Here is a 26,602-nt window from a genome sequence, read left to right on the forward strand (position 1 = left end):
GGGCAGGGGCCGGGGGTGCGGGTGAGCGAGGCTCGGGTGCCGCCGATGACGATGTCGGTGCCGTCGGCGAGCCGTACGTGGATGGCGTTGACGACGATGCCCCGGCCGTCGCCGTAGACCACTTGCTCGTTGAGGGTGACCGTGCCGAGTTGCGGGAACGTGATCACCGTGTTGGGCGCCGGGTCGGCGGCGGTCCTGGTGTTGCCGATGTGCGCCCCGGCCAGTGTGGTCGAGCCGGTCACCGTCACCGTGCCGAGGGCGCCTGGCGCGCTCGCGGTGGCGGTCGCGGTGGCCTGGTCGGCGCTGACCAGGCCGCCGAGGAAGTGCAGCCCGCTCACGGTGGCCGTCGCGGTCGCGGTACGGCCGCTGCCCGTACCGGCGATGCCCGCCGCGTGCGTGGAGGCGGAGGTGAAGGAGCCGGTCGAAGAGCCGGCATGGGTGTCCGACAGCCCGGCGTCGTCGGTCGCCGGGTCCTCGGTGCAGGTGACGTCGGAGGGCGCGAGCGGCGCCCCCGGCGCGGCCTTGACGACCTGTGCGTGCGCGTCCATGAGCAGCGCCACGAACGTCACCGAGGTGCAGCCGGGCGGGTCGACGCCGCGCAGGACGGTGGTGTCCGCCGCGCACAGGGTGTACGTGCCGCTGCGGGCCGAGGTCGCGCTGACCTGGATGGTGCACGACTCCTGACCGGCCGCGAGGTCACCGCCGGAGGTGATGCCGTGTCCACCGGGGCTGATCGCGACCGTGCCCGAGCCGCACGTGGTGGTCGCGGACGACGGGTCGGTGACGACGAGGCCGGGCGGCAGCTGCTCGGTGAAGGACCAGCCCCGTTTCGCCGCCTCCTCCGCGGTATTGGTGACGGTGAAGGTCAGCGTGGTGTCGTCACCGACCGCCACGAGGCCGGGGTCGAAGCTCTTGCTCAGCTGCGGAGTGGCGTCCAGCAGGCGGAGGTTGTCGATCGCCGCGTCGTTCCCCGTGCCGCTGGGCTGCGCGTTGACCAGGCGGACGCCGGCGGACGGGCCGGAGAACAGCACGGCGTCATTGCCCGCGTACGTCCCGACGGCCGTACCGTCGTCGGTGGTACGCCCGGGATCCGCGCACGCGTCGATCGGATCGGTGAAGGCCGGGACGGCCCGGTCGCCGTCGAGCAGCGAGAACTGGAGCAGCGGGTGGGCAGCGAAGCAGTTGGCCGCGGCCACGTCCACGGAGAACGTCAGGAAGCGGTTCGCCGCCTGCAACGGGACGGGTTTCACCGTCTCCAGCTGCACCTTTCCCGCGCCCGGGTCGCCCGCGGTGTAGGCCGTGACGGCGTGGTTGGCGGCCGGGTCGTTCCCGGCCCACGCGCCCAGCGCCGACGCCATGGTGCGCAGCCGCGGCCAGGATGTGCCGCACGCGCTGCCGGCCGGGGCGGTCGCGGGGTCGGCCGCCGAGACCAGCCAGCCGTTGCACTCGGTCAGCCAGGCCGGGTCGGCGGTGTAGGTCTCGGCGAGTGGCGGAGCGCCGGTGTAGCCGGTCAGCAGCCGCGGGCCGCCCGGGTCGTCCTCGAACCCCTCCTGGAACAGCACAGCCGGGGGGCGGGGCGCCTCCGCCGCAGCCCCGGGGGCACGCGTGGAAGCGGCGGTCGCGTGCGGGGCGGAGGCGGGCACGGATGAGGCGGCGGCGGGTACGGCGGCGGCCAGCGCCGCCGCGAGTACCAGGGCGGCCGCCGCGGTGGCGCGCCGGGACGGTAACGACCGGTGCGGTCGGGCCTGCGGAAGTCTGAGCACGGTTTCCTCTCGTCGAAAAATCCCCGCCGCGGGGGTCGCGGCGGCTGCCGTCCGCCTCAGGGACCCCGGCGGACGGCAGCCGCCGCCCCGGTGGCGGGGGCGTACCGGGCGGCCCCGGCCGGGGCGCCGCAACCTGCGTCCCGGCCGTAACACCGGCAGCCAGTCTGCTGACGCGCGGGGCCTGCGGCAGGAGCGCACAGCGAGGACAACGTGGCGTGCGCCCCGCGCACGCGGAGCAGCGGCGCCCCCCGCCGCGACGGGCTCCCCTCACGCCGTCCGGCTGCTCCGGAGCGCCGGCCGGGACCCCCGTGATCCTCCGCGGCCGGCGCTCCCACCCGATCGGATACCGGAGTGGTCGCGGGGTCGGGAGCCGTGCGACAGCCAGGCGGGCCGGCCGCCGCAGGTGCAGGCCGTCACGAGCGCCACCCGCGTGGTGGACGTGACCATCGGCGGCAACGACGTCGGCTACCTGGGCAGCCTGTTCGCGTCCACCTGCCAGGCCTCGGGCGGCACCACATGCGCGGGCCTGGACCGGGACGCGATCAACCGGACCTTCGGTGTGCCGGCCGGACGGATCGAGAACGTCGCCGACGCCGTCCGCGGTGCCTCGCAGCAGGCCCACATCCAGCTGGTGGACTACTTCACGATCCTCCCGGACTCCGGCGCCTGCGCCGACGTGCCGCTGACCGCCGACCAGTTGGCGTTCGAGCGCGGCATCGCCTCGCGGCTCGCGACCGCGACGTCCGCGGCGGCGACCGCCACGGGGGCGGCCCGGCCGGGCGGCGGCGGACCGGTCGGCGTACCGCCTGTCACACCTTCATCTCTGCAGCACCCTTGCCACAGGTCAATGGTCCAGGCCAAGCTCTCAAGGGAAGCTACGAGGTCGCGACGCGGCCATGGCGGACCTGGAGGGTGCGGGAGATGGACGACAACGGCATGTCCGGCCCCGGCGGCGAGAGCGGGGCGTCCCCCGTGGGAGCCGCCCGGGACGGCGCAAGGGGCGGCGCAACGGGCGGCGGCGCCCGTCCCGCGTCGCTGCGCCGGCGTGCGCTGCTCGCCGCCGGCGCGGGCGCGGTCGTCGCGGGGCTCGCGGGAGCCGCCTCCGCCGGGGCCGAGTCCGCGCGGCCCGCGGACCGGACCGGCGCCAAGCCCGCTCCGAGCAGGACACCCTCGGCGGTCGGCCCGCGTCCCTTCTACATCGGGACGTACACCTCCAGCTCCGGCCAGGGCGTCGGCCTGGCGACGTACAACCCGCAGACCGGGGCGATCACCGCGACGGGCACGGTCGCCGGTGTGGCGAACCCGTCCTTCCTGGCCGTGTCCGGCACGCACCTCTACACCGTGAACGAGCAGCCGGGCGGCAAGGTGACCGCCGTATCGATCCCCGCGGGCAGTGCGCCCCGGGTGCTGAACTCGCAGAGCACCGGAGGGTCGGGGCCGTGCCACCTGTCCGTGCACCCGGGCGGCCGGCACCTGCTGAGCGCGAACTACGACTCCGGGAGCGTCGCCGTCCACCCGATAGCGGCGGACGGCAGCCTTCAGGCACGTTCCGGCTTCGTCCAGCACACCGGCTCCGGGCCCGACCCGGACCGGCAGTCCGGCCCGCACGCGCACCAGGTGCTGTCCGACCCGCAGGGCGGGTTCGTCCTGTCCGTCGACCTCGGCACGGACACGGTCTACACCTCGCGCCTCGACACGGCGACCGGGAAGCTCACGGCCGTATCGCAGGCGAGCGTCCAGCCGGGCTCAGGACCTCGCCACCTCGCCTTCCACCCGTCGGGCCGGTTCGCCTACGTGGCCTGCGAGTTGGGCAACTCCGTCATCGTCTGCGGCTACGACCCGGCGACCGGCGCCCTCACACCCGGGCTCCCCCAGCCCACCGTCCCGCAGGGCGCGCAGCCCACCGAGCGCAACTACCCCGCCGAGGTCGCCGTCTCCGGCGACGGCCGCTCCGTGTCTGTCTCCAACCGCGGCGCCAACAGCATCGCCCGCTTCTCCGTCGGCGGCTCCGGCGCGTCCCTGGCACTCCTCGACACGGTCCCCGCCGGGGGCGCCTACCCGCGCCACATCAGCCTCGACCCGACCGGCACGCTGCTCTACGCGGCCAACCAGAACTCCGGAACCGTGACCGTCTTCCACCGCGACACCGGCACCGGGGCACTCACCGCCGCCGGATCGCCGTTCGCGACACCGAGCCCGGTGTGCGTACTGGCCCAGTAGGCCTCAGCGGGACCCGGCATACGTCCGCCCGGGCGGACGATGAGGGCACCTCTCCCGGCCGGCTCAGCCGCGGCTCGGGTCCTGGGGGCCGACCCCGCGGTGAACGCGGCGCTGCCGCCTGACGTGTCCCGCCGCCGGCGGCCCCTGCCGCAGGGGAACCGGGGCGGGCCCGCGGCATGTCCTTCATGGCGTCCGACCGCACACGGACCGCACGGGTCGAGGTGAGGATGAGATGAAGCGACTGCCGACGAGGTGCCTGACCGCAGTTCTGTCCGCTGTCATCGTTGTGGCCGCCCTGGCGGGGTGCTCCAGCGACAAGCGGGGGACGGGGGATTCACCCGTCGCCAACCACCGGGGTGACGACAGCCCCGCGAACGTCACCAATTTCCCGGACCATTTCGCGAACATCGCGACCAAGTGCGTTGCGGGCGCGCCTGGTTTCCGCGCGTTCGTCACCACTCGCGAGGCGGCGCCCGTCGTACTCCCCGACCCCGCCTGCAAGGGCTGAAGGCCTCGCTGATCCAGGGCCGGGCCACCCGTGTCCCGGAACGGCGACGGTGCCGGCCGGCCCGGGGTCAGAGGTTGATGACCAGGATCCACACCGCGGCGACGAGGAACACGACTCCGATGCCGTGCTGCACCGTGTAACCCCTGCTGGTGGGTGCGCATACGGCTCGCCCTCGTACGGGTGAATAAGTAGGGGTAACGCATGAAACCCGATAGCTTGCTCTCCCTTGCGTAGTTCACGGTAATAGGAGAGACATGCGTATCAGTAGTGCCCTGACGGCCTGCGGTCTGGCCGCGGCTGTGGTGGCCGGCGGCGCCGGTGCGGCTTCGGCGATCGGCAATGACGAGGGGACCACCACCGTCAACGGCAACGGCGCCGTCCAGGCGTACGGCAACACGGTCACCGGCGGTGAACAGAGCCCGCAGCTCGGTCTGGTGCAGGGCTCGCTCAACAAGCTCTGCCTCGGCGCTCCCGTCAAGGCGAACGTCGGCTCGCTGATCGGCCTTCTGGTGCCCGTCACGGCCCAGGACATCCAGGTGCTGTCCTCGCCGCAGAACCAGCAGTGCGCCGAGAACTCGACCCAGTCGAAGGGCGACGAGCCGCTCTCGCACATCGCCGACGACATCCCGGTGCTGACCGGCAACGGCGTCGCGAACCGCTGACGCTCCATCCGCCCGGCGGCCGGCACTCCTCTGCGAGGACCGGCCGCCGGTGCGGCCGCAATCCCGGCCGGTCGGCCCTTCCTGCTGCCGACCACCATGTGCTGACGGACCCGCAGGGGCCGATCCGCCCAGCCGGTCCCGGCGTCAGGCGTCCTTCCAGCCTGCGCGGAAGGTGAGCCGGGCGGCCTGGAAGGACTCGGGCCGGGTTCTGGCGGCGAGCAGGACGCGCCATGCCGTCTGCTCCAGATCCGTCAGCCACAGGGTGCCGATGTAGGTGTGGTCGAACCCGGCCAGGTCGGCGGTGTCGGCCAGGGCCCCGCCGACCACCTTGGCGGCAGCCGCCCGGTGGGACGCGGTGATCTCGCCGAACGCGGACAGGACCTGGTGGGCGAGGCCGGCCGGATCGCCTTCCAGCGCGCGCAGGACCCGGGGGCCGATGTTGGCGGGGATGAGGTGGGGGGTGTCGGACGCCTTCCCCAGGGCCTGCCAGAAGTCGGGGTTTCCGGTCGGCGGCGGTATGGCCGCCAGCAGGTCCAGCAGGTGCGTCGCCGCGGTGAACTCCTCGCAGGCCGCTGCCGCGACCACCGCGATGTCCGCGACGTTCCGGGCGTCGAGGCCGGTGGAGTCCAGCGGGATGTCGAGGCGGCCGCGGAGGTAGTCGGCCAGCTGATCGTCGTAGGAGCGGAGGCGGGGCAGCGGCATCGGCGGTCCTGGGTCGTCGTCGGCCGGCGGCCGGTCGGCGCCGGATCACTCAGAGCGTGCCAAGCGGGTCCTGCCCGCGGTCGGCGGACCCACTCACATGGCCGGGAAGCGATTTCCGGGGCGTATCGGCGTTCCCGTACCGGTTGCCGGTGGTGCCCGGCCGCGGCCCGCCGCCGGTCCCGGCCGCCCGGGTCGTACGTCCCGGGGGCGGTCCCGGTCATCGGGGCGGGGCTGCCGGATCGCCCGGGTCGGTCCGGGCGGCCCTGGCGTCCGCGCCTTGCCCGGACGGCGGGACGCGGTCCATTGCGCGGGGCAATGCCATGAGCTGCGTCACAGCGCCAGGAGCCCGACCGCGGCTGCCGCGGGGAGCAGGGTGCCGGCAACGGCCCGGCCCCGTACGCAGATCCGGGGGTGCGCCGCCGCCAGGTCGGGGGAACGTGGCCCCGGGGCCGTCCGTGGGCGACTTAGGTCACCCTTCCCTACGGATGCGGTCGCCTGGTAGAGCTGGAGTGGTTACGCCCGCGCACCGGAAGTCCCGCCATGAACCAGGACAAGGCCACCGGCCTCCACACCTTCACGATCGACCTGACCTTCGAGGAAGGCCGGCGGCGAGCCGAGGTCGTGGCTGCGCTCGGGTCCGGCTGGGACCCGGTGGCCGCCCTGCGGAGCGAGGACGAGGCGTACGCGCTCCTCTACTCGGGCCTGGACGCCGAGCAGCAGCGCACCTACGACCTGCTGGTGGCGGCCGGTGTCCTGCCGGGGGAGGAGCCGGGCCGTGCGGCTGCCCATTGATCCGCACGCGGACATCTCCCGTCGCGCCTGGGTGGCCTGCCCCGTCTGCGACGACGCCCGCCGCTGCCCGACCTGCGCGGACCGCCGCAACTGCGACGAGCACTGGCGCTATCTGCTCTCCAACAACGGACCGGTCGTCCACCTGCAGTGCCCCCAGTGCACGCACACGTGGTCGCTGAACACCCGCCCGGCCGCCGCCCGCCCCGGCGACGGCACACCGTAGCCCGGTCCTCGGCTCGGCTCGCGCCTCGGTGAACGTTGCCTGTCGGGCCGGCCGGGACATATCCGGTCAACTCTCGGCGGCTCTGCGTGGTGGTACGCGGTAGGCCGCGCGCCAGCGGGTTTCTGCTGGGGCAGGCGGGTGAGCACGCGTGGACCGAATGTCCGGATCATTCCGCATGCACTGTTCGTGGCGGCTTGGTGTTGGCGTGAACCTGCTCGGCGGACCCTGGGGGGATGGCTGTCGGCCGTGTTCCGGTGGCGGCGGCGGGCAGGAGCCCCGGCGCACGCAGCCGCCCCGACGGGGCGGCAGACACCCAGCATGGGAGACGATCATGATGCGCAGCACCAAACGCACTCTCGCGGGCGCCTTCGCCGCGGCATTACTGGGCGCGGGCGGGCTCCTGGCCGCCGCTCCGGCCGGCGCCACCGCCAATACGGCGAACTGTTCCGCCGTGAACACCGCGCCGTTCTACTCCTCCCCCGGCGGCGGAGACAGCACCTGGGTCTACTCCGTCGCTCCCGGGGGCGGCATCAGCGACACCGGCAACGTGGCCCTCGTCAACGGCACGTGGTACCACCTCGGCCACGGCAACGGCCACAGCGACGCCTGGTTCCGCCAGGCCGACACCACCTGCTGACGCCGTCGCGTACACGCGGGTGAACAACCGCGGACGGTACGCCCGCCAGGTCCGGCCATAGGAGGCCGGCGGGCCCAGTACGCCAGACGCCCCTTCCCGGCAAGCTCGCACACCGGGAGGGGGCGCTGTCGTGCGGGTGCGGTCCGCAGCCGCCGGCAGGGCGGCACCGAGCGGGTGCCCGCTGGTGGCGGGGCCGGCGGATAGGGTTGCGAGGTGTTCGACGCCGAGGCACGGAAGCGGGTCCGGGGACGGTTGCTCGCAGCCGCTGAGGACGATGGCGGCACCGCCGGGGCTGCGGTCACCGGGCCGGATGCGCTCGGCGCGGCCGACCGGTGGTCGGACATCGACCTGGCGTTCCCGGTCCACGGCCGGCTTGACGCGGCCCTCGAACGCTGGACCACGCGGCGGGACAAGGGACGGACGAGGGAGGAACGCGATGCCGCTGGACTCGGAGCCGTTGCGGGCGCTGGGGTTCTTGACGATCGGCCTGTTCGACCCCGCGGATCCGCGGCGGGGGCACGAGTCGACCCTGGAGATCATCGAGCTCGGTGAGCGCCTGGGCTTCGACAGCGCCTGGGTGCGGCACCGCCATCTGCAATACGGGATCTCCTCGCCCGTCGCGGTGCTGGCGGCGGCCACACAGCGCACCAGCCGTATCGGCCTGGGCACGGCGGTGATCCCGCTGGGCTGGGAGAATCCGCTGCGGCTCGCCGAGGATCTGGCGACGGTCGACATCCTGTCGGGGGGCCGGCTCAGCCCGGGGGTCAGCGTCGGCCCGCCGATGCACTACGGCCGCGTCAAGCAGGCGCTCTACGGTGACACCGCCGACAACCAGGACTTCGGCTACGAACGGGTGCTGCGGCTGCTGGACTTCGTGCGCGGCGAACCCGCCAGCGACTTCAGCGGGACCGTGGGCTTCGAGGCGTTCTCCGACCGCGTCCAGCCCCAGGCACCGGGACTGGGCAGCCGCATGTGGTACGGCGGCGCGAGCCTGCGGTCCGCCCGGTTCGCGGGCGAGCACCGCATGAACTTCCTGACCAGCAGCGTCGTCAAGGCCGAGGAGTCCGAGGACTTCGCCGCGATCCAGCTCTCGCACGTGCGGGCCTTCCGCGAGCAGCACCCCGACGCGGGGCGGGCCCGCGTCTCGCAGGGGCTCGTGGTCATCCCGACCGACAACGCCTCGGCGCAGCAGCGTTCCAGATACGAGGCCTTCGCGCGCGAGCGCCTGCCGCGTACCGCCGTACCGCACGGACCCGCGCGCCTGATGTACGCGCCCGACCTCGTCGGACCCTCCACGCGGCTCGCCGAGCAGCTCTACGCCCACGCCGCCTTCCGGGAGATCGACGAGGTCGCCTTCGCGCTGCCCTTCACCTTCGAGCACGACGACTACGTCCAGATCCTCACCGACATCGCCACCGTACTCGGGCCCGCGCTGGGCTGGCGGCCCGCCGAGACCTGAGTCCCGCGCGGGCTGCGCGACGGCGGGCGGCGGGGCAGCGGGGCTCAGCCCGCGGTACGGCTGCTGCCGGCGGCCAGGGAGCAGCCCGTCCAGACCAGTGCCACGGCCAGCGCGTCCTCGATCACCGCCGCGGGCCAGTCGGGACGGCCGTACTGCCCGGCCGTCAGCCGCCACCAGGCGCCGGCGAATGCGGCACCGGCCGCGGCGATGCCGCCGAGGACCGCGGCGACGGCGAGCGTGGGCGCCGGGACCGCAGGGCAGGCCTGGTGATCACGGCCGTCGAACGTGTCGGACCGGTCGCCGCCCTCGTCCCGCCCCGATCTGGCGGCCAGCACGGTGGCGGCCAGCGCGCCCAGGACGACGCGGGGTATCAGGCCGGGCGCGCCGAGGCGGCTCGGGGTCTGCGGGAGCTTGTCCGCGACCAGCTCGCCGAGGGCCGCGGTCGCGGTCGCCGCCCGGACGGGGCGCCTGGCCAGCAGCGCGAGCGGTCCCGGACGCGGATCGAGCGTGCGGGGGGCGCTCATCGAGACGGCCGCCAGGCCGATCTGGCTGCGCAGCCCGGACGCCGCGCCGGCCAGCCCGGCTCCCGCCAGCACGGGGATCGGCGCCCTCATGAGCGCGGCTCCGCGGCCACCAGGACGCCGTACGTCACCAGGCCGTACACGAGGTGCGGCACCGCGTCGGAAAGCCAGTCGGCGCCGGACCAGGTGCGGGGGTCGCTGACCTTGAGGTCGGCCATGGACAGGTCGGTGGCTGCCATGGCCAGGGCTCCGGTCAGTACGCCGCCGGCCCACCAGGGCAGCCGCAGGCCCGCTCGCCGCATCACCGACACGGCGGTGCCTGCGGCCACTCCCACGGCGATCCCGGACAGCGCGCCCAGCCCGGTCAGCCGGCTTTCCCGCGTTCGCCCCTCACCGGGGACGCCGAGACCGGCCTTCGCGGCCAGCGCGACCACGGTCCGCTCGGGCACGTCGCTCGCGGGTCTGCCGCGCAGCGCCATGTCCCCGTAGGTCATCGCGTTCAGCAGTGTCGTACCGGCGGCCCCGGCGACGGATCCTCGTATCAGCGTTCCCATCATGGTGTGCGGATGCCCGGCGCGCGGTGACCGAAACCACACGTTTTGCCGGATATACCCCCTGGTCGTCCCGCGGGAAGGGCGCGGGCCCGACGTCAGCCGCCTGAACGCCTGAACGCCTACGGGATGATGCCGCGTGCGGCACGGACGAGGTCGGCGTTGGTCTCGGCTGTCGTCCCGTCCGGCAGCTGGAGCACGTCTTCCAGGCCGATCCGCATGTCCAGCCGAAGGGACGCGGCCATCTCCAGGACGGCCCAGGCGGCCTCGTCCCCGCCGTGGAGCAGGACCGGCGATTCCGCGGCGGGGCGGAGTTCGCCGAGAAGCCCGGCTGCGGTACGGGGCGCGGTCCGCGGATCGGTGTCCGTGATCTCGGCCAGGACGCGCAGGACGCGGTGGGAGTCCGTCCAGCCGAGGAAGCGCCGCACTGCCTGTGTCCCCGAGTAGATGCCCGCTTCGATGCCGATGCCCCGGTCCAGCAGGGTGGCGGCGACCGTGGCGGCGCCGTCCTCGTGCCAGTTCACCGAGGCGTGGTCGGGGAGGACCGTCCAGGAGCAGACCTGGGACGCGCGCTCCGCGGGGTCCGGTGTGGCCCAGGCCCCCGTGGTGACGCCGACGGGGACGCCCGGGGCGGCGGCCCGCACGGCGGTGAGGGCCGCGGCGACGGCGGCGGGCTCCAGCGTGTCCTCGCCGTCAGCGTTCCTGGGGTGCAGGTGGATGTCCCGGGCGCCGGCGGCGACGGCCGCGCGGGCTGCCGCGGCCAGCTCCTGCGGGGTCACGGGGAGGTGAGGGCATTCGGCGCGCGTTCTGGCACCGTTCAGACACACTTGCAGCATGAGCGTGATCCTCCCAGGCTCGCCGACCGGCCAGGGGCCGCGGCAGCGCTCTGCCGGACAGGGCCGCTCCGGCGCCGGACAGGACCGCCAGTGAGCCGATGGCCATGAGCACGAAGCCCATACCGCCATCCCCGATACCGCGACGCGAATGAGGCTGCCCACCGGAGACCGTCGCCTCTGTGCCGGTCTCCCGCCTGGCCTGCCCAGCATCCCACACGGCCGAACGGGCGTGCACCCACCGCCTGACGGCGGTTCACGGGGCATACGGTCGGGGAAATCCGTCAGCGGCGGCGGGTGTTGAGGCGGGCGGCCTGGCGGGTCAGGTGGTCGCGTTCAGCGAGGTTGGGGGCCTTGGAGGCCGCCTCCGCGTACAGGCGGGCCGCTGTCGTCAGGTCGCCGTCGCGCTCGTGGAGGTATGCCGCCACGGCGGTGTGGCGGGGCAGGGAGTCGTCCAGCGCCGCGAGCGCGGCCAGGCCGGCGCGTGGTCCGTCGGCCTCGCCGACGGCCACCGAGCGGTTGAGCCGGACGACCGGGCTGTCGGTCAGAAGCGCGAGCTCGTCGTACCACTCGACGATCTGCACCCAGTCGGTCTCCGCTGCGGTGGGCGCGTCCGCGTGGAGTGCCGCGATGGCGGCCTGGGCCTGGAATTCGCCCAGCCGGTCGCGGGCGAGGGCCGCTTGCAGGATCCCCACGCCCTCGGCGATCACCCTGGTGTCCCACCGGCTGCGGTCCTGCTCGGCGAGCGGGACGAGGCTGCCGTCGGGCGCGGTGCGGGCGGCGCGCCGGGCGTGGTGGAGCAGCATGAGGGCGAGCAGCCCCGCCGCCTCGGGGTGGTCGATCGCGGCCGCGAGCTGCCGGGTGAGCCGGATGGCCTCGGCGGCGAGGTCGACATCGCCGGAGTAGCCCTCGTTGAAGACCAGGTAGAGGACGCGCAGCACCGTCGCGACGTCGCCGGGCTGGTCGAAGCGCACGTCGGAGACGGCGCGCTTGGCCCGGCTGATGCGCTGCGCCATGGTCGCCTCGGGCACCAGGTAGGCCTGGGCGATCTGGCGGGTGGTCAGCCCGCCGACGGCGCGCAGGGTGAGCGCGACCGCGGAGGACGGCGTCAGCGTCGGGTGGGCGCACAGGAAGTAGAGCTGGAGGGTGTCGTCCAGCCCGGGCGCGGGCCCGGGGGCCGGCTCCTCGTCGAGCAGGTCCTCACGCCGGCGGCGGGCGGTGTCCGCCCGGGTCGCGTCGAGGAAGCGCCGCCAGGCGACGGTGACCAGCCAGCCCTTCGGGTCCCGCGGCGGGTCGGCCGGCCAGACGCGGACCGCCTCGATCAGCGCGTCCTGGACGGCGTCCTCGGCCGCCGCGAAGTCGGCTCCGCGGCGGACGAGGATGCCGAGCACGCTCGGCGTGAGGCTCCGGAGCAGCAGCTCGTTCACCGGGAGGTCACTGCGTGATGGTGGGCGGCTCGGTCAGGAACGGGCGCAGTTCGAGCCACTCGTGGATCGGCCTGCCGCCCGCGCCGGGAGCGGCGGACAGTTCCCCGGCCAGCTCGACGGCCCGCTCGTAGCTGTCGACGTCGATCACCATCCAGCCGGCGATGAGGTCCTTGGTCTCGGCGAACGGGCCGTCGGTGATCGGCGGGCGGCCCTCGCCGTCGTAGCGGACGAACATTCCGCCGGGGGCGAGTGCCTGGCCGTCGACGAATTCGCCGCTCTTTTCGAGCCGGGCCGCGAAGTCGTTCATGTACTGCATGTGGGCCGAGATCTCGTCCGGCGTCCACTGGTCCATGGGCACGTCGTTGACCGCCGGCGGGGCGCCGCGGTAGTGCTTGAGCAGCAGATACTTGGCCATCGCATGTCTCCTCGGTGCCGGTGCGACCCCATTGTGGCCGCCTTCACCGCGGGGACGGAGCCAGGCACGCGTTCTCGACATCGCCGCCCGATTCTTTTGTTCGCGCAGAGGAACGCGGGCGAGCCGTCCGTCCGAGCCGGGCAGTGCCGCCGTCCGAAAGGGCGCGCCTGTCGCGTTCTCCGAGGCTGACGGAGGGGTGCGCCGGGCGCGGCGCCAGCAGCCGGACGCCCGGGGGGAACGGTCGTGGCGGGCGTCACATCGTGCGGTGGTGCCTCGTCCTCCTTCCCGCCCGCACCTTCGCGGTACGCCGCATGCGCACCTGGACGGTCGACCGGCTCCACCCCGACGTCGAACTGTGGGACGGCCGCGGGTCGTTCAGCCGCCCTCGGCGCTGAACGGGCCGCCGGAGGCGAAGGCCCGAGCGGCGAAGTTCCCGCCGATGCGGCGGTGGGCGGCGGCGTCCGGGTGGATCTGGTCGGGCAGCGGCAGTTCGGCGAAGTCCGCTTCGCCGTAGAGGTCACGGCCGTCGACGTAGAACAGGTTCGGGTCGTCGCCCGCCCGCTGCTTCACCAGGCGGCTCAGCTCGTCCCGGATGACGTTGAGGGTCAGTTTGCCGGCGGCCCGTTCCCCGGGGTCGCCCATGGCGCGGAATTGGAGCCTTCCCTCGCTGACGCTGCTGAAGTCCGGGACGCTCGGGCCGGGGGTGTCCTCGTGGATGGGGCACAGCAGGGGTGAGACGACCAGGAGCGGCGTGCCGGGGTGGCCCTCACGGATGGTGTCGAGGAAGCCGTGCACCGCCGGGGTGAAGACGCGCAGCCGCATCAGGTCGGCGTTGACCAGGTTGATGCCGACCTTGACGCTGATCAGGTCCGCGGGAGCGTCCCGCATGGTCCGCGCGGTGAACGGGTCGAGCAGGGCGCTGCCGCCCAGGCCCAGGTTGACCAATTCCACGCCGCCGAGGGAGGCGGCGAGCGCGGGCCAGGTGGTGGTGGGGCTCGCGGCGTCGGAGCCGTGGCTGATCGAGCTGCCGTGGTGCAGCCACACCCTGCGGTCCCCGGCAGCGACGGGCTCGACAGGAGCGTCGGTGCGCAGGGCGAGGAGTTCGGTGGTCTCGTTGTGCGGCAGCCAGATCTCGACGTCCTTGGCGCTGCCGGGCAGGCCGGTGAAGCGGAGGGTGCCGGCCGGGCCGGGCCGGCTCTCGATGGTCCCGGTGGCCATGTCGACCGTCAGGGTGTTGCCGCCCTTCACACCGGCCTGTCCGGCCAGGCGGCCGTCGACGAGGAGGTCGTACACGCCGTCCGGGCCGGGCGGGGCGCCCACGTAGACCCGCTTGGTGGGCAGCGTGTCCAGCTCGACGGCGGTGGCCCGGGTGCGGAAGACCAGCCGTACGCCGGACGGCTGTGCCTCGACCATGGCCAGCTGGCCGTCGGGGAACTGCTCGCGGACCCAGGCGGGCAGCCGGTGCGGCAGCACGCCCCGCGCGGTGCGCTCCAGGTCGAGGGCGCCGCGCAGCAGGTCCGCGGTGATGGGTGTGGTGATCCAGTCGTCATCGGTGTGCATGGTCCCAACCTGTTTGGTCAGAGTGTCTGTTCGGCTTCGCCGGTGCGCCGCGCGGGCAGCGTCATCCGGCCGGTACGGGCGCCCGGTCAGGGGGCGGGCCAGTTCCGCAGCAGGGCGTCGAGGGCGTCCACGATCCGCGGCCAGGTCTCCTGCGAGTCGGGGCTGCTGTGGCTGAACCCGCCCCCCGTCTCCAGGCTGACGTAGCCGTGGAAGACGCTGCCCAGCAGCCGGACCGCGTGTGTCTGGTCCGGCTCGGCCAGGTCGTAGCCGCGCAGGATCGCCCGCGTCATCTGCGCGTGCCTCACCCCGGCGCTGGCGGCGGCCGTCTCCGGGTCCAGCCTCAGCTGGGCCGCGGCATAGCGGCCGGGGTGCTCCCGGGCGTAGTCGCGGTAGACGTCCGCGAAGGCGGCCAGGGCGTCCTTGCCGGCCCGCCCGGCCAGTGCGGCGGCGCCCCGGTCGGCGAGCTCCTCCAGGGCGAGCAGGGCGATCCGGGTCCTGAGGTCCTGGGAGTTCTTCAGATGCGAGTACAGGCTCGCGACCTTGACGTCGAAGCGCCGGGCGAGCGCCGAGACGGTGACCTGGTCGAAGCCGACCTCGTCGGCCAGCTCCGCTCCCGCCCGGGCCAGCCGTTCCGGGGTCAGCCCTGCGCGTGCCATAGCCTTGCTCCCCTCTGGTGAGACCTATTATGCATTTGCCTAATAGGTTTAGGCAAATTAGCCTGGCCCGTATGACACCACTGACCGAGCGGGAGATCCGTGCCGCGTTCGTGAACTGCACCAAGGGCGAGGCGAAGCGGCTGTCCGTCCCGCGCGACCTGGCCGACCTGCCCTGGGAGGACCTGGACTACCTCGGCTGGCGGGATCCGCAGGCCCCCGACCGCGCCTACCTCGTCACCGAGCTGGACGGCCGCCCGACGGCCCTCGCGGCGCGCTGCCCCAGGCCCGCCTTCTCGCAGACGCGGCGCAGCATGTGCTCGGTGTGCGTGACCACCCATACCGGCGGCGTCTCCCTGATGGTCGCGCCGAAGGCGGGGAAGGCCGGGCAGCAGGGCAATTCGGTGGGCATCTACATATGCGGCGACCTCGCCTGCTCGCTCTACGTGCGGGGCAAGAAGGACGCGGGCGCCGGCTCCCGGATCCACGAGACGATCACGTTGGAGGAGAAGATCCAGCGGACCGTGGCGAACATTGCGGCCTTCGTCGCCAAGGTGACCGCGTGACCCCCTCGCCGAAGTGGCCGCGTGGCCTCGCCGGGGTGACCGCGCCCCCTTCCGGCGCGCCCGCGCTTCCCGCGCGGGCACGCGGTTCGCAAGCGCGGGATCCGGCGTCTCGTTACGGGTCCGTGAATTTCTGATTTTGTCCCCTTGGGGGCGATAACAGGGCTACGGTTTGACCAGGCAAGTGCCGGATGGCCAGGAAGTCCGCGTACGTTCTCGGCCGGGTCCGGCACCGGCGGTCGTCGTCGCCCACCGCGGCGGGGACGGAGCCGCGGCGGCCTCTCGTGTTCCGAGGTTGTTCCAGCTCGTCGTGGATGGAGCGGTGATGGCCGGGCGTCGTAGTCGGGGAATGCGTCAGGAGCCGGTCGGAGCGGGCCCGTACGGGGAGGGCCTGGTCCATGAGGTGTTCCGCTCCCAGATCGTGGTCGGCGACGGGGCGATCGCCGTGCAGATCCTGCCGGACGAGGCCACGACCGTCGGCGCGGGAATCGATCCGGCCGTCCTGAGCCTCCAGGCCCTCCCCCCGCTGCGCGCGCTGCGTGATCGCCGGCCGCTGGTCGGCCGGGCGGAAACCGTCGAGCAGGTGGCCGACGGGCTGCTGGCCGGCCGGAGCACCCGGTTGTTCGGCGCACCCGGGCTCGGGCGGTCGGCGGTGGCGCAGGCGGTGGTCGACCGGCTGGCCGAAGGCGGAAGCGCGGGCGCGCAGTTGCTCGGGGGCGCGGAACCCCACTCGCTCGATTCGCTCTACCGCCGGCTGGCCCGGCTGTTCTTCGGGGTCGTCTGGTACCAGCCGGACGAGCCGGTGCTGCGCGCCGCGACCGCCCGGCTCCGGCCTGGCGGTGTGATCGTGGTGACCGACTGCGAGCTGGAAGCAGCGGACCTGACCCGGCTGGCCGGTACGTTCCCCGACTGCGTCTTCCTCCTCACCTCCACGCCCAGGACCGGGCCCGGTGGTGTCACCGCCCGTGAGGTGCCCCCGCTGACTCCCGGCCAGGCACGGGAGTTGGTGGAGCGCCGGCTCGGCCGGCCCCTGCGAGGTGCCGAGCCGGCGCAGGTGGCGCGGGCGTACGAACTCGCGGAAGGCCAGGTGGCACGGCTGATCGTGCTGGCGGCCTTCCTGGAGCGCGCGGCTGCCGACCCCCGGCAGACCGAGCGCGTCGAGGTGTCGGTCGCGGACCAGATCGCCCTGCTGGTGTCCGGGCTGGCCGGACCCGCACGCCGGGTTCTGACGGCGCTGGCGGGCTTCGGCCCGTGCCCGGCGCCGCTCATCCCGCTGCTCACCGGGACGGCCGGGGACACGGCCGCGCTCGCCGACCTCGACCGGGCCGGACTGGTCGCCGCGACGCAGGACGTCTGGGCGGCGATCCCGGAGGCCGCGCAGGCGGCGGCGCTGGACGGCGGAAAGCCGGACCCGAGGGTCGCGGGCGAGAGTCTGCTGGCGGCGTTCGCCGCGGGAGCCGGCCTACGTCCCGCGCCGCGCCTGTCGCTGGCGGTCGCCGAGGCGCTGTGCGCCGAGCGGGACTGGGATCTGGCGGCACGATTCGTCCGGGCCGCCGCGCCGTCCGTGCTCGCGTCGGGCCAACTGGCCTTATGGGGCGCGCTGCTGGTGCTCGGTGTGCGCAGTGCGACAGCGGCCGGGCGCGATCGGGATCTGCGCTGGTTCCTGGAACAGCAGCACACGGAGGCGCTGGTCCGGGGCGACCGGGTCGCCGCCGCGTCGGCGCTCGCCGCGCTGGCCGCATGCCTGCGCACCCACGTGATCGCGGCACCGGGTGCGGGGCCGCCGCACCCGGGCCGGCCCCGTCGCGCGCTGCGCGGCGCCCGCCGCGTGTTCGCGGCCGGCCACGGAGCGGTCGGAGCGCTGGCCGTCGCCGCGGTCGTCGGCGGCGCCGTCGCCGTGGCCGCGGTGACCGGGAACGCGACCCCCGGCGCGAGCGGGCCGGGGCCTTCCGGCAGCGCCCACCCGCGGAGCGCGACCACGGGGGCTGGTACGGCCGCCACCTGGGACGTAGCGCTCCAGAGCCAGCCGCTGACCGCGCTCGCTGAGTCCGCATACTCGGTGACGGCGCAATATCCCGTCGTGTCCGCAGGAGTCGCGGACGCCGCCTTGCGCCGGCAGGTCGACCAGCGGCTCCAGCAGCCGGTGGTCGCCTGGGCCGTGGCCGTCTTCAACGACGTTGCCAGCCAGGCGCAGTTCGGCGATCCCATAGCGCCCGGAAAAGTGGCCGACGAGCAGACCACCGTCGACCAGGCGGGGAATCTCCTCTCGCTCTACTACTCCTTCCACGCCTCCGACCAGGCGGGCGGGGACTCCGACACGGCGCTGGTCGTGCGCAAGGACACCGGCGCGGCGGTGCCGCAGAAGACGATCCTCACGGCCCGGGCCGCGACGCCGGCCGGTGCGGCCCGGCTGATCTCCCTGCTCGCCGCCCGCGGCTACCGGACGGCAGACGGCCCGGGCTGCGACGCGCTGACCCCCCGGACGCTGGCCGCCGGGGTGATGACGCTGACCGGTCAGGGCGTGCAGTTCCACCTCGGTGCCGAATTCGTGTGCCGCACCACGGCCGGCACCGGTACGACGATCCCGTTCGGCCAGCTGTCGGGACTCGTCGATCCCCAGGTCCAGGCGTGGGCCACCGGCACGGAGAAGTAAGCGGACGAGGCGGCGCGGGCGGCCGGCGGAACGGATGCACCACGAGAGGGCGCGAATGGAACGGAAGGGATCGCGCGGGCGATCGGGAAGACAGGCGGCCGGTGCCGCGGTCGCGATGACTTTCAGCAATATCGTCGGCTCCCAGGTGATCGTCGGGAACGGCAATGTGGCCCTCCAGGTCACCCTGGGGGGCGCCTCGGCCCTCACCGACAGGTCGCCGGCCCTCCCCGCGGCGCTGCGTGAGCTGCCGGTTTTCCGCGCGCTGCCCGGCCGCCGCCCGCTGGTCGGACGGACCGGCCTCGTCGAGCCGACCGCGGCCGACCTGTTGGCGGGTCGAACGGTGCAGCTGTGCGGGGCGGACGGCGCCGGCCGGCTGGCGGTGGCCGAGGCGGTCGTGGCCCGGCTGGCGGAGCACGGCGTACGCGGCGTGCAACTGCTCGGCGGTACGGAGCCGCACACCCTGGAGTCGCTCTACCGGCGGCTGGCCGAGCTGCTGCTGGGCGTCGTCTGGCACCAGCCGGACGAGGCGGTGCTCCGGACCGACACCGCGCGACTACGGCCGAGCGGCGTGATCGTGGTGACCGACTGCGACCTGCCGGCGGCCGATCTCGACCGCCTGGTCGGCACCTTCCCCGACTGCGTGTTCCTGCTGACGTCCCAGCGGCAGACCCTGCACGCTTCCGGCGTGGTCCGCGACGTGCCGGCGCTGGGCCAGGACCAGGCACGGGAGCTGGTGGAGCAGCGCCTGGGCCGACGGCTCAGCGGCATCGAGAACGTGCAGGTCGCCCGGGCCCACGAGCTGGCCGAGGGGCAGGCGGCCCGGCTGGTCGTCCTGGCGGCCTTCCTGGAGCGCGCGGTCGCGGACCCGCGCAGCACCCGGCGGCTCGACCTCCCGGTGCCGGACCAGATCGCGCTTCTGATCTCGGGGCTGAGCGAGCCCGCCCTGCGCGGGCTGATCGCGCTGGGCTCGTACGGCCCGCTGCCGGCCGCGCTGTTCGGGCCGCTGACGGGACTGCCGGCCGCCGGCGCCGGCGCGGAGCTGGAGCGTGCCGGGCTCGCGCAGCTCCACGCCGGGACCTACGCCGTGACGGCGGACTGCGCCTCGGTACTCGCGCGGACCGGGGAGGTCCCGGACGCGCGGGTCGCCGCCGAAGGGCTGCTGCTGCTGATCCGGGAGGCGACGTCGCCGAGCCCGGCCGCCGGGGAGGCGGGGGCCGGCGGCGCGGGGCCGAATCCGGCGGCGCCGGTCCCGGGCACGGTCCCGGCAGCGTCGCCGGTTCCGCTGCCGGACGCGCGGCTGTGCCTGGCCGTGGCCCAGGCCCTGGTCGCCGCGGGCGCCAAGGACACCGCCTCCCGGCTGATCCGCGCGAGCGGGCCGCCGGCCCTGGCCGGCGGGAGCCTGACCACCTGGGCGAAACTGGCCGCCCTGGGCGTGCAGTGTGCGACGGCGGCCGGGCGGCCGGAGGACCTCGAGTATTTCCTCAACGAGCAGCACACCGGCGCCCTCGTGCGCGGCGACCGGATCGCCGCAGCCGCGGCACTGGCCGCGCTGGCGGAGCTGCTGGCCCACCCCGGGGTGATCCCCCACCTCGGCGGAGCAGCCCACCACGGCTCGCACCTCGCGTCGGGCGGCAGGGAGACCGCCCGGGTGTCCCGCGCCCGCCGAGTCACCCGGGCCTCCAGGCGTGTCCTGAGCGCCGGGCACGGAGCGGCGGGGGTGGGCGTCGCGGTCGTCGTCGTGGCGGCGGCGGCCAGCGCGGTGGCGCTCACCGGCGGCCACTCCTCCCCCTCGGGCGCGCGCGTCTCTCCCCCGGCCGCGCCGGGTGACGCCGGATCCACGACAACCGCGACCGGACCTGTGCGGCTCGCGTTCAGCGCGCACGACGACAGCTCTTCGCACGGCGCTCCGAGTCCCTACCGGGTCCAGGCGAAATACCCGGTGGCGTCCGGCATGGCCGACGCGGCGGTGCAGAACACGGTCAACGCGGAGCTGCGCGCCCCGGTGGACCGGACGATCGCTTCGTTCACCGGCCGGACCACCCAGCAGGACGCGGGGATCCCCGGGACCGATCCGGCCACGCTGGACATCTCGTACACGGTCTATCAGACGGGGAAGGTCGTCTCGGTCAAGTACCTGGCGTACGTGCACAACAGCGGTGCGGCCGACGTCAGCTACGAGGTCTTCACCGTGACGCTGCGGACCGACAAGGGCGCGCTGCTCGGCTCGGACGACATCCTCGCTCCCGCGGCCTACACGCAGGCCGGGATCGACACGCTGAGCGCCGGCCTGCAGGCGCTGCCGGAGATCAGCGACTGCGACAGCCAGCCCGGGTGGAGCAGCGCGGACCTCAGGCAGACCCTGTCCGACATGCGTACCAAGGGCGGGGTGGCGCTCAACGTCACCCCGGCCGGGATCGAGTTCAGCTTCGGGGACGACACGATCTCGGGAACCGCCTGCCAGCCGGTGGGCCTGCTGCCGTTGTCCGGGCTGGTCGGGCTGGTCGAGCCGTCGCTGGCCGCCCTGGTGGGCCCGCCGGAGCCGATCGGGTCCACGCCGCCACCGACCGGGACGGCAGCCCCGGCCACCCGAGCCCGGACCTGACAAGACCAGACCAGACATGAGCGGACGAGAACGGAAAGGCGGGCCGGCTCCATGCGATTCGGACGGGCACGAGGGAGAGACGAGCAGCCGGCCACCCCGCAGCGGCTGGACATCAGCGGAGTGAGCGGCGGCTCGATGGTGGTGGGCGTCGGATCCGGCAACACCTTCGTCCAGGCGTCGGCGCTCGGCGCGCAGGACAGCTCGGAGCGGCTGGAGCAGGCGCTGACGGCCCTGCGCGGCAGCGTCGAGGCCCAGACGGGCGCGCTCCGGGGGCCTGCCCTGGCGCAGGTGTCGGTCCTGGACCGGGCCGCGCGGGAGGACCCGCCGGACGGCCAGGCCCTGGAACACGCGCGGGACTGGTTCGTACGCAATCTGCCGGCCATCCTTCCCGCGCTCGGCCAGGTGCTCGTCCATCCGACCGTCGACACCGCCTTGCAGGCGGCGGCCCGGATCGCGGGGGGAGCGGCCGGCGCGGCGGACGCGCAGGAGAGCTGACTCGTACGGCACCGGTCGTGCCCCGGGACCGGGCCGGTTTCGGCACACTGTCCCCATGCGCCCTGATCCCGCCCCGCTGCCCGGCCTCGCGACGGACCAGGAACTGGCGGCGGGCTACCGCGTGGTGCACTGCGCCATGTGCGGGCACCGGCTGACCGGCCGGGAGGCGCGGATGCGGGGTCTGGGCGAAGGCTGCGCGCACAAGTTGGGCCTGCGGGAGGTACGCGGACCCGGGCGGTTCGAGGTCGAGCAGGAGCCGCTGCCCGAGGCATGACGCGTGCTCACGCCCTTCCGGGGGCCCCGGGCACCACGGGAGCCGTCGGCGGGAGAAGCTCACGGGTGAGCAGGGTCGCGCCCGCGACCGCGCCCGGCATCAGCAGCACCGCGACGAACGGCACCAGGAAGGCCAGCACCAGCGGCACCCCGAACCCGAGGACGAGCGCGAGGCGTCCCCGCATCAGCCGCAGTTGCTCGCGCAGCCCGACCCCGCGGCGCTGCATCGACACCGACGCCAGCTCCTGGGTGAGGAAGAAGCCGGAGACGCAGAAGCCGACGACGGGCACCACCGTCTGGCCGATTCCCGGTAGGAAGCCCGCCACGAACAGCACCACGGCGAACGCGGCCACCCGCACCAGCAGCCGTACGCTGTCGCGCAGCCCGATCCACAGCTCCTGCCACAGCGGCCGTTCCAGCGGCGCGGGCGCGCCGCCCTGCGACTCGTCGACCCGGCCTGCCAGCGCCTCGTAGAAGGGCTGGCCCACCAGCAGCGTGACCGCGGTGAAGGAGACCACCGCGAGCAGCAGCCCGCCGCCCACCACCACCGCAACCGTCAGATCGCGGAACAGGTCGCGCCAGGCGGCGGCCCAGTGGTCGGCGAAGGGCGTCGCCCAGGCCACCAGATCGTCCGACCAGATCACCAGCGCCACGAGCGCGACCACGTAGCCGGCGAAGCTGATCAGGGCCGGCACCATGCCGAACAGCCAGTCCCGCGGATGCCGCAGCGCCCACTTCTGCCCCCGCCACAGCAGGGTCACTCCCCTGCCCAGGTCGCCCACGTGCCCGGATCCCGCGGCCATCACGCCCGCACCCGCCGGCCCTGACGCTCCCGGCACGCACCGGAGCGAGCCGGCGGCCACGCCTTCACATAACTCACCTTGGACATGTCTCCCGCCTGTCCACGCGGACGCCCGCACGAACCACCCTGTGGCCGCACACTACGGAAACGTCCGTCCGCGACTGCAGGAACCCCTCCGCCTCCAGGGCGCGCAGCGCTTCGCGGACCGGTACGCGCGGGACCTGTGCTCGGGCACCGCACACCCTGTTGAATACAATCGCCGCACCGGCAGCGGAAGGATCGAGGTGGCGAACGTACCGCAGTGCGGTCCCGGCCCCTCCGGTCCGCGCGGCCCCGGGCACACGTACTCCCGCGGAAAGAGGAGCAGTTGACCGCCTTCCGTGCCGTGCCGGCCCGCTTCGGGGTCGATCCGTACATCCTGGCCATCCTCACGACCGTCGGCGTGGCGGCGCTGCTCCCCGCGCGCGGCGGCGTCGCCGACGGCCTGTCCGGCGTCACGACCGCCGCCATCGCCCTGCTGTTCTTCCTCTACGGGGCCCGGCTCTCGCCGCGTGCCGCGCTCGACGGGGCCAGGCACTGGCGGCTGCACCTGACGATCATGGCGTCGACCTTCGTCCTCTTCCCGGCGCTCGGGCTGGCCGCCCGGGCGATCAGCACGCCCGTCCTCGGCTCGGAACTCGCCAGGGGAGTGCTGTTCCTGTGCCTGCTGCCGTCGACCGTGCAGTCCTCGATCGCCTTCACCTCGCTGGCCCGGGGAAACATCGCGGGGGCGGTCTGCGCGGCGTCCTTCTCCAGCCTGCTGGGTATCGCGGTCACCCCGGTGCTGGCGTCCGCGCTGCTCGGCGGCTCGGTCCGGATCGACGCCGGGTCGGCGGTGACGCTGGTCCTGCAACTGCTGCTGCCGTTCCTGCTCGGCCAGGCGGCCCGGCGCTGGACCAGCGACTGGCTGGCCGCCCACAAGCCCGCGGTGACCATGGTCGACCGGGGGTCGATCCTGCTGGTCGTCTACGCCGCTTTCAGCGAGGGCGTGGTCGCGGGCGTCTGGCACTCGCTGTCGCCGTGGCGGCTGCTCGCCCTGCTGGCGCTGTGCGCCGCCCTGCTCGCGGCGGCGCTCGGTGTGACCGGCGTGGCCGGTGCCAGGCTGGGCTTCGACCGGGCGGACCGCATCACCATCGTCTTCTGCGGCTCCAAGAAGAGCCTGGCGAGCGGCTTGCCGATGGCTGCGGTGCTCTTCGCGGGCAAAGACGTCGGCCTGATGGTGCTGCCGCTCATGCTCTTCCACCAGATCCAGCTGATGACCTGCACCGCGCTGGCCCGCCGCTGGGGCCGCCGGAGCGAGCACGACCAGCCGGGCGGCGTCGTCCACCGCGATGCCGCCGCGGACCGGATGCACAGCGGGGGCGGCGACCCGACAACCCCGCAGAACGCCCGGGTCGCCCGCTGACGGGTCGCCCGGCCGCCTCGTCCTCGGGCGGTGCTACGCGTCCCTGCGGCAGATGACGAAGTCGGGGAAGGCGTGCCGTCCGGGGCGGTCGCCGACCTCGTCGATCGCCCCGCGCAGGTCCCGCAGTTGGCCCACGGTCATCTGCAGCGGCGGCTCGTGCGGCTGGTAGGTGGTGAGGATCGGGTAGTCCACGGCCGGCTCGTCGGTCATCTCGATGTGGCAGCCCAGCACATGGGTGACCGGCCGGGTGCCGGCGAATTCGATCAAGCGGTCCACGGTGGCGCGGAAGGCCGCCCAGTCCTCGACGTACAGCCGCCCGGGGTACACCGTGTCGCCGGTGAGCAGGAATCCGGTGTGCGGGTCGTAGTAGGTGACGGCCGCCTCGTGGTGGCCCGGGGTGGCCAGGCATTCCAGCACCCGGCCGCCGAGGTCGACGCGGGCCGCCCGGCCCGGGTCGTCGGCGAACCCGAAGTACGCCCGGGCACCAACCGCGTCCGCGCCCACGACCGTGGTGTCGGGCCGGTCGGCGAACTGCGCGTCGCCCGCGATGTGGTCGCCGTGGGCGTGGGTGTGCAGCACGAGCAGCGCGTAGCCGTCCCGGGGATGCTCCGCGAGCCAGCGCGCGACCAGGTCGTCGACGACCCGGCGCAGCGGGAAGAACTCGGCGGACGCGGTGGCTCCGGTGTCGATCAGTACGGCCCGGTCGTTGCCGAACAGCAGGAACAGGAAGGGCGCCTCGTAATTGACCGCCATGTTCTGGCGCAGGATGACCGTGTGCTCGTCGTAGGTGTGCACCTGGATGTCCGGATCGGTGTTGTGCTTCGCCGACGGCGATCCGTGGATCCAGCGCACGTCCAGCGCGCGGGGCTCCGGCGGCTCGGCCGCGAAGGTGATCCGGTGTGCGGTCCCGCCCATGACGTCTCCCGAGAGCGTCGTCTTGGCAGGCCGGGTACGGCGCACATCTCGTCCGGGGCAGGCGCGTGGGTGCCTCCGGGCGGAGAATACCAAGCATGCCGCGGGCCGATCAACCACCCGGCGGTTCAGGGCGCGTCTCCCTCCCAGTCCCACAGGTGGGGGTCGCCGGGCCGGGGGGCGTAGCAGGCACGGCCGCCGGGGCCGAAGCGGCCGATCTCGGTGGTCAGCGCGAGGCCGCCGGAGCGCTCCTCGGGGGTCCGGCCGGTGATGTCCACCAGCAGGCCGTCCAGCGCCCCGCCCACCAGCTCGGCGTAGTCGTGCCCGGGCTGCGGCCCGGGATCGGGGTCGTCGTGATCGGCGCCGTAGACCCGGCGTAGTTTCCACCTCGCGTCCATGGGTGGCAGCCTGCCAGCCACCACCGACAATCCGGCGCCGACCACCGTCCTCCCGGGCTATTTGAGGGACTTGGGCCCCAGGTCCTTGCCGGTGCGGCTCACCCCGTAACGGGCGGCGGCCGCGTGCAGGGAGCGCAGGGCCAGCAGCAGGAAGCCGACGTCGTCGATGTAGATCGGGTCCGGCAGGAGGTCCACGGGCCAGATGAGGTAGGCCACCGACGCCCAGAACATCGTCTTGGTGGACATCGGGATGCCGGAGCTCTTGACCAGCCGCCACGAGCGGACGAGCTTGACCAGCAGCCTGATCGCGACGATCAGGCTGACGACGGCGACTGCCGCCAACAACCAGAGCAGCGACCATTTCGTGCTGTCCATCCGCACCACCTCCGCGCCGCCGCCATCGACCTGCCCCCACACCTGCCCCGGATATCGGCGGCTACCACGCCGAACGCGACCCGAGCGGTCAGGACTGTTTCCGGCAGCGGGCGGGGCCGGTACGACGGCGGTCCTCTCCTTTCGCCGGTTCCGGCCAGGTGTGCTCGGGCGGAGGCCGGTAACCCGTCCTGGTAGAAGCCGTGGTGAGTGGAGGCGTGATGGGCCGACAGGTGGACGTGATGGCGCGGGCGGTGGCGGCGGCAGCCGTATCGGTGCTGATGCTGGGGGTGGCGGGGTGTCAGCCGAAGGATGTGACCGACGGCGCGGCGCCTTCCGGTCAGGACACGGCCGCCGGGTCGGGCGGCGGGGGCTCGGCGGCCTCGGAGCTGGCCAAGCTCAAGGTGAAACCGGACGGGTCGATCAGCAGCTACGACAGGGTGAAGGACTTCGGCGAGGCGTGGACGGACCAGCAGGGCGCACCCGGCGGCCACAACCACTGCGAGACCCGCGACGACATCCTGCGCCGCGACCTCATCTCCGTGAAGCTGGACGGAAAGTGCGAGGTGGAGTCCGGCAAGCTCCACGACCCCTACACCGGCAGGACCATCGACTTCACCCGCGGCCGCGGTACGTCGCTGACCGTCCAGATCGACCATGTGGTCTCGCTGGGCAACGCCTGGCAGACCGGCGCGTCGGCCCTCCCCCAGGCCACCCGTGAAGAGCTGGCCAACGACCCCCTGAACCTCATCGCCGCCGACGGCCCCGCGAACGAGGGCAAGGGCGACGACGACGCCAGCAAGTGGCTGCCGAAGTCCGAAGGCTTCCGGTGCACCTACGTCGCGCGGCAGATCGCGGTCAAAGCCAAGTACCGCCTGTGGGTGACCACTGCCGAGAAGGCCGCCATCTCGAAGGTCCTGGGCGGCTGCCACGGCCAGGCGCTGCCCACCGAGTCGAGCCGCGGTATCGCCCTGAAGTCCTGACCGGCCGCCGCGGAGGCCTCCTCGCCGTCGTCAGAGCGTATCCGGCACAGCCGGGCGGCGGGCAGGGCCTCCAGGAGCACACATGGACCAGGCCCGCCACGTTGATCGGGGCGGGCCGGGTGACGAGCGGGTGGGCGGGTCAGGAGCTGTCTCTTATAAACATCAACGAGCCCACCAGA

General features: G+C 73.8%; 28 protein-coding genes and 1 riboswitch. Of the genes, 14 read left to right on the top strand and 14 right to left on the bottom strand.

Going from position 1 to position 26,602, the window contains the following annotated elements; genetic code table 11:
- A partial coding sequence (locus tag V7E46_RS18630; RefSeq protein WP_333769467.1) for a choice-of-anchor P family protein occupies positions 1-1,763 on the bottom strand: 1,763 nt, incomplete at its 3' end.
- Positions 1,764-2,399: 636 nt separating this feature from the next.
- Positions 2,400-2,576: a hypothetical protein gene (locus V7E46_RS18635; protein ID WP_333769468.1), complete on the bottom strand. Its 177-nt coding sequence runs from the start codon at positions 2,574-2,576 to the stop codon at positions 2,400-2,402.
- Between the two features lie 108 nt (positions 2,577-2,684).
- On the opposite strand from V7E46_RS18635, the gene V7E46_RS18640 reads away from it, so the two are divergent.
- From V7E46_RS18640 to V7E46_RS18650, 3 genes are all read left to right on the top strand, one after another.
- Complete coding sequence (locus tag V7E46_RS18640) at positions 2,685-3,983, top strand: lactonase family protein (protein ID WP_333769469.1); 1,299 nt, start codon at positions 2,685-2,687, stop codon at positions 3,981-3,983.
- Positions 3,984-4,215: 232 nt separating this feature from the next.
- The gene (locus tag V7E46_RS18645; RefSeq protein WP_333769470.1) at positions 4,216-4,491 is read left to right on the top strand and encodes a hypothetical protein; all 276 of its coding nucleotides are present in this window, start codon (positions 4,216-4,218) and stop codon (positions 4,489-4,491) included.
- Positions 4,492-4,745: 254 nt separating this feature from the next.
- Positions 4,746-5,153 carry a rodlin gene (locus V7E46_RS18650; protein ID WP_333769471.1) on the top strand — a complete coding sequence of 136 codons (408 nt, stop codon included), beginning with the start codon at positions 4,746-4,748 and terminating at the stop codon, positions 5,151-5,153.
- A 144-nt stretch (positions 5,154-5,297) separates the two neighbouring features.
- Here V7E46_RS18650 and V7E46_RS18655 read toward each other — a convergent pair whose 3' ends face one another.
- The gene (locus V7E46_RS18655; protein WP_333769472.1) at positions 5,298-5,855 is read right to left on the bottom strand and encodes a hypothetical protein; all 558 of its coding nucleotides are present in this window, start codon (positions 5,853-5,855) and stop codon (positions 5,298-5,300) included.
- A 540-nt stretch (positions 5,856-6,395) separates the two neighbouring features.
- On the opposite strand from V7E46_RS18655, the gene V7E46_RS18660 reads away from it, so the two are divergent.
- The 4 genes from V7E46_RS18660 to V7E46_RS18675 all read left to right on the top strand — a co-directional run bounded on the left by V7E46_RS18660 (position 6,396) and on the right by V7E46_RS18675 (position 8,966).
- A complete protein-coding gene (locus tag V7E46_RS18660; protein WP_333769473.1) occupies positions 6,396-6,647 on the top strand; it encodes a DUF6400 family protein in 252 nt (83 codons plus the stop codon).
- Positions 6,631-6,870 carry a hypothetical protein gene (locus V7E46_RS18665; RefSeq protein WP_333769474.1) on the top strand — a complete coding sequence of 80 codons (240 nt, stop codon included), beginning with the start codon at positions 6,631-6,633 and terminating at the stop codon, positions 6,868-6,870. Before V7E46_RS18660 ends, V7E46_RS18665 begins: the two co-directional genes overlap by 17 nt.
- A gap of 331 nt (positions 6,871-7,201) precedes the next feature.
- A complete protein-coding gene (locus tag V7E46_RS18670; RefSeq protein WP_333769475.1) occupies positions 7,202-7,507 on the top strand; it encodes a hypothetical protein in 306 nt (101 codons plus the stop codon).
- 436 nt (positions 7,508-7,943) lie between these two features.
- Positions 7,944-8,966: an LLM class flavin-dependent oxidoreductase gene (locus V7E46_RS18675; protein WP_333769476.1), complete on the top strand. Its 1,023-nt coding sequence runs from the start codon at positions 7,944-7,946 to the stop codon at positions 8,964-8,966.
- Between the two features lie 44 nt (positions 8,967-9,010).
- On the opposite strand, the gene V7E46_RS18680 is transcribed toward V7E46_RS18675, so the two are convergent.
- The 7 genes from V7E46_RS18680 to V7E46_RS18710 form a co-directional block, all read right to left on the bottom strand.
- On the bottom strand, positions 9,011-9,580 hold the full coding sequence (locus tag V7E46_RS18680) for a DUF4126 family protein (protein WP_333769477.1): 570 nt from the start codon (positions 9,578-9,580) through the stop codon (positions 9,011-9,013).
- Entirely contained in the window at positions 9,577-10,044 is a 468-nt protein-coding gene (locus tag V7E46_RS18685) for a hypothetical protein (RefSeq protein ID WP_333769478.1), read from the bottom strand. The genes V7E46_RS18680 and V7E46_RS18685 overlap by 4 nt, the downstream gene beginning before the upstream one ends.
- A gap of 116 nt (positions 10,045-10,160) precedes the next feature.
- Entirely contained in the window at positions 10,161-10,874 is a 714-nt protein-coding gene (locus V7E46_RS18690) for a 3-keto-5-aminohexanoate cleavage protein (protein WP_333769479.1), read from the bottom strand.
- 281 nt (positions 10,875-11,155) lie between these two features.
- Positions 11,156-12,298, bottom strand: a complete 1,143-nt coding sequence (locus V7E46_RS18695; protein ID WP_333769480.1) for an RNA polymerase sigma factor — start codon at positions 12,296-12,298, stop codon at positions 11,156-11,158.
- Positions 12,299-12,305: 7 nt separating this feature from the next.
- A complete protein-coding gene (locus tag V7E46_RS18700; protein ID WP_333769481.1) occupies positions 12,306-12,713 on the bottom strand; it encodes a YciI family protein in 408 nt (135 codons plus the stop codon).
- Positions 12,714-13,088: 375 nt separating this feature from the next.
- A complete protein-coding gene (locus V7E46_RS18705; RefSeq protein ID WP_333769482.1) occupies positions 13,089-14,273 on the bottom strand; it encodes a GDSL-type esterase/lipase family protein in 1,185 nt (394 codons plus the stop codon).
- 86 nt (positions 14,274-14,359) lie between these two features.
- Positions 14,360-14,929 carry a TetR/AcrR family transcriptional regulator gene (locus V7E46_RS18710; RefSeq protein ID WP_333769483.1) on the bottom strand — a complete coding sequence of 190 codons (570 nt, stop codon included), beginning with the start codon at positions 14,927-14,929 and terminating at the stop codon, positions 14,360-14,362.
- A 71-nt stretch (positions 14,930-15,000) separates the two neighbouring features.
- Here V7E46_RS18710 and V7E46_RS18715 point away from each other — a divergent pair, with 71 nt between their 5' ends.
- The 5 genes from V7E46_RS18715 to V7E46_RS18735 all read left to right on the top strand — a co-directional run bounded on the left by V7E46_RS18715 (position 15,001) and on the right by V7E46_RS18735 (position 21,513).
- A complete protein-coding gene (locus V7E46_RS18715; protein WP_333769484.1) occupies positions 15,001-15,492 on the top strand; it encodes an FBP domain-containing protein in 492 nt (163 codons plus the stop codon).
- Between the two features lie 346 nt (positions 15,493-15,838).
- Positions 15,839-18,142 carry a hypothetical protein gene (locus tag V7E46_RS18720; protein ID WP_333769485.1) on the top strand — a complete coding sequence of 768 codons (2,304 nt, stop codon included), beginning with the start codon at positions 15,839-15,841 and terminating at the stop codon, positions 18,140-18,142.
- A 115-nt stretch (positions 18,143-18,257) separates the two neighbouring features.
- Positions 18,258-20,744 (top strand): hypothetical protein, encoded by a 2,487-nt coding sequence (locus V7E46_RS18725; protein ID WP_333769486.1) that lies wholly within the window; start codon positions 18,258-18,260, stop codon positions 20,742-20,744.
- 51 nt (positions 20,745-20,795) lie between these two features.
- On the top strand, positions 20,796-21,239 hold the full coding sequence (locus V7E46_RS18730; RefSeq protein ID WP_333769487.1) for a hypothetical protein: 444 nt from the start codon (positions 20,796-20,798) through the stop codon (positions 21,237-21,239).
- Between the two features lie 55 nt (positions 21,240-21,294).
- Positions 21,295-21,513, top strand: a complete 219-nt coding sequence (locus V7E46_RS18735) for a DUF6011 domain-containing protein (protein ID WP_333769488.1) — start codon at positions 21,295-21,297, stop codon at positions 21,511-21,513.
- Between the two features lie 7 nt (positions 21,514-21,520).
- Here V7E46_RS18735 and V7E46_RS18740 read toward each other — a convergent pair whose 3' ends face one another.
- Complete coding sequence (locus tag V7E46_RS18740) at positions 21,521-22,315, bottom strand: EI24 domain-containing protein (RefSeq protein ID WP_333769489.1); 795 nt, start codon at positions 22,313-22,315, stop codon at positions 21,521-21,523.
- Between the two features lie 366 nt (positions 22,316-22,681).
- Between V7E46_RS18740 and V7E46_RS18745 the strand changes: the two genes are divergently transcribed.
- Positions 22,682-23,758, top strand: a complete 1,077-nt coding sequence (locus V7E46_RS18745; protein ID WP_333769490.1) for a bile acid:sodium symporter family protein — start codon at positions 22,682-22,684, stop codon at positions 23,756-23,758.
- A gap of 33 nt (positions 23,759-23,791) precedes the next feature.
- On the opposite strand, the gene V7E46_RS18750 is transcribed toward V7E46_RS18745, so the two are convergent.
- From V7E46_RS18750 to V7E46_RS18760, 3 genes are all read right to left on the bottom strand, one after another.
- A complete protein-coding gene (locus tag V7E46_RS18750) occupies positions 23,792-24,673 on the bottom strand; it encodes an MBL fold metallo-hydrolase (protein ID WP_333769491.1) in 882 nt (293 codons plus the stop codon).
- A gap of 11 nt (positions 24,674-24,684) precedes the next feature.
- A riboswitch (guanidine-III (ykkC-III) riboswitch) is annotated at positions 24,685-24,752 on the bottom strand.
- Positions 24,753-24,798: 46 nt separating this feature from the next.
- Complete coding sequence (locus V7E46_RS18755) at positions 24,799-25,068, bottom strand: hypothetical protein (protein WP_333769492.1); 270 nt, start codon at positions 25,066-25,068, stop codon at positions 24,799-24,801.
- 57 nt (positions 25,069-25,125) lie between these two features.
- The gene (locus tag V7E46_RS18760) at positions 25,126-25,443 is read right to left on the bottom strand and encodes a YkvA family protein (protein ID WP_329181923.1); all 318 of its coding nucleotides are present in this window, start codon (positions 25,441-25,443) and stop codon (positions 25,126-25,128) included.
- 218 nt (positions 25,444-25,661) lie between these two features.
- Here V7E46_RS18760 and V7E46_RS18765 point away from each other — a divergent pair, with 218 nt between their 5' ends.
- Positions 25,662-26,423 (top strand): HNH endonuclease family protein, encoded by a 762-nt coding sequence (locus V7E46_RS18765; RefSeq protein WP_333769493.1) that lies wholly within the window; start codon positions 25,662-25,664, stop codon positions 26,421-26,423.
- The last annotated feature ends 179 nt before the right edge of the window (positions 26,424-26,602 follow it).

Origin of the sequence: Streptomyces sp. IBSBF 2435 (assembly GCF_036815005.1) — a bacterium.
GTDB lineage: Bacteria > Actinomycetota > Actinomycetes > Streptomycetales > Streptomycetaceae > Actinacidiphila.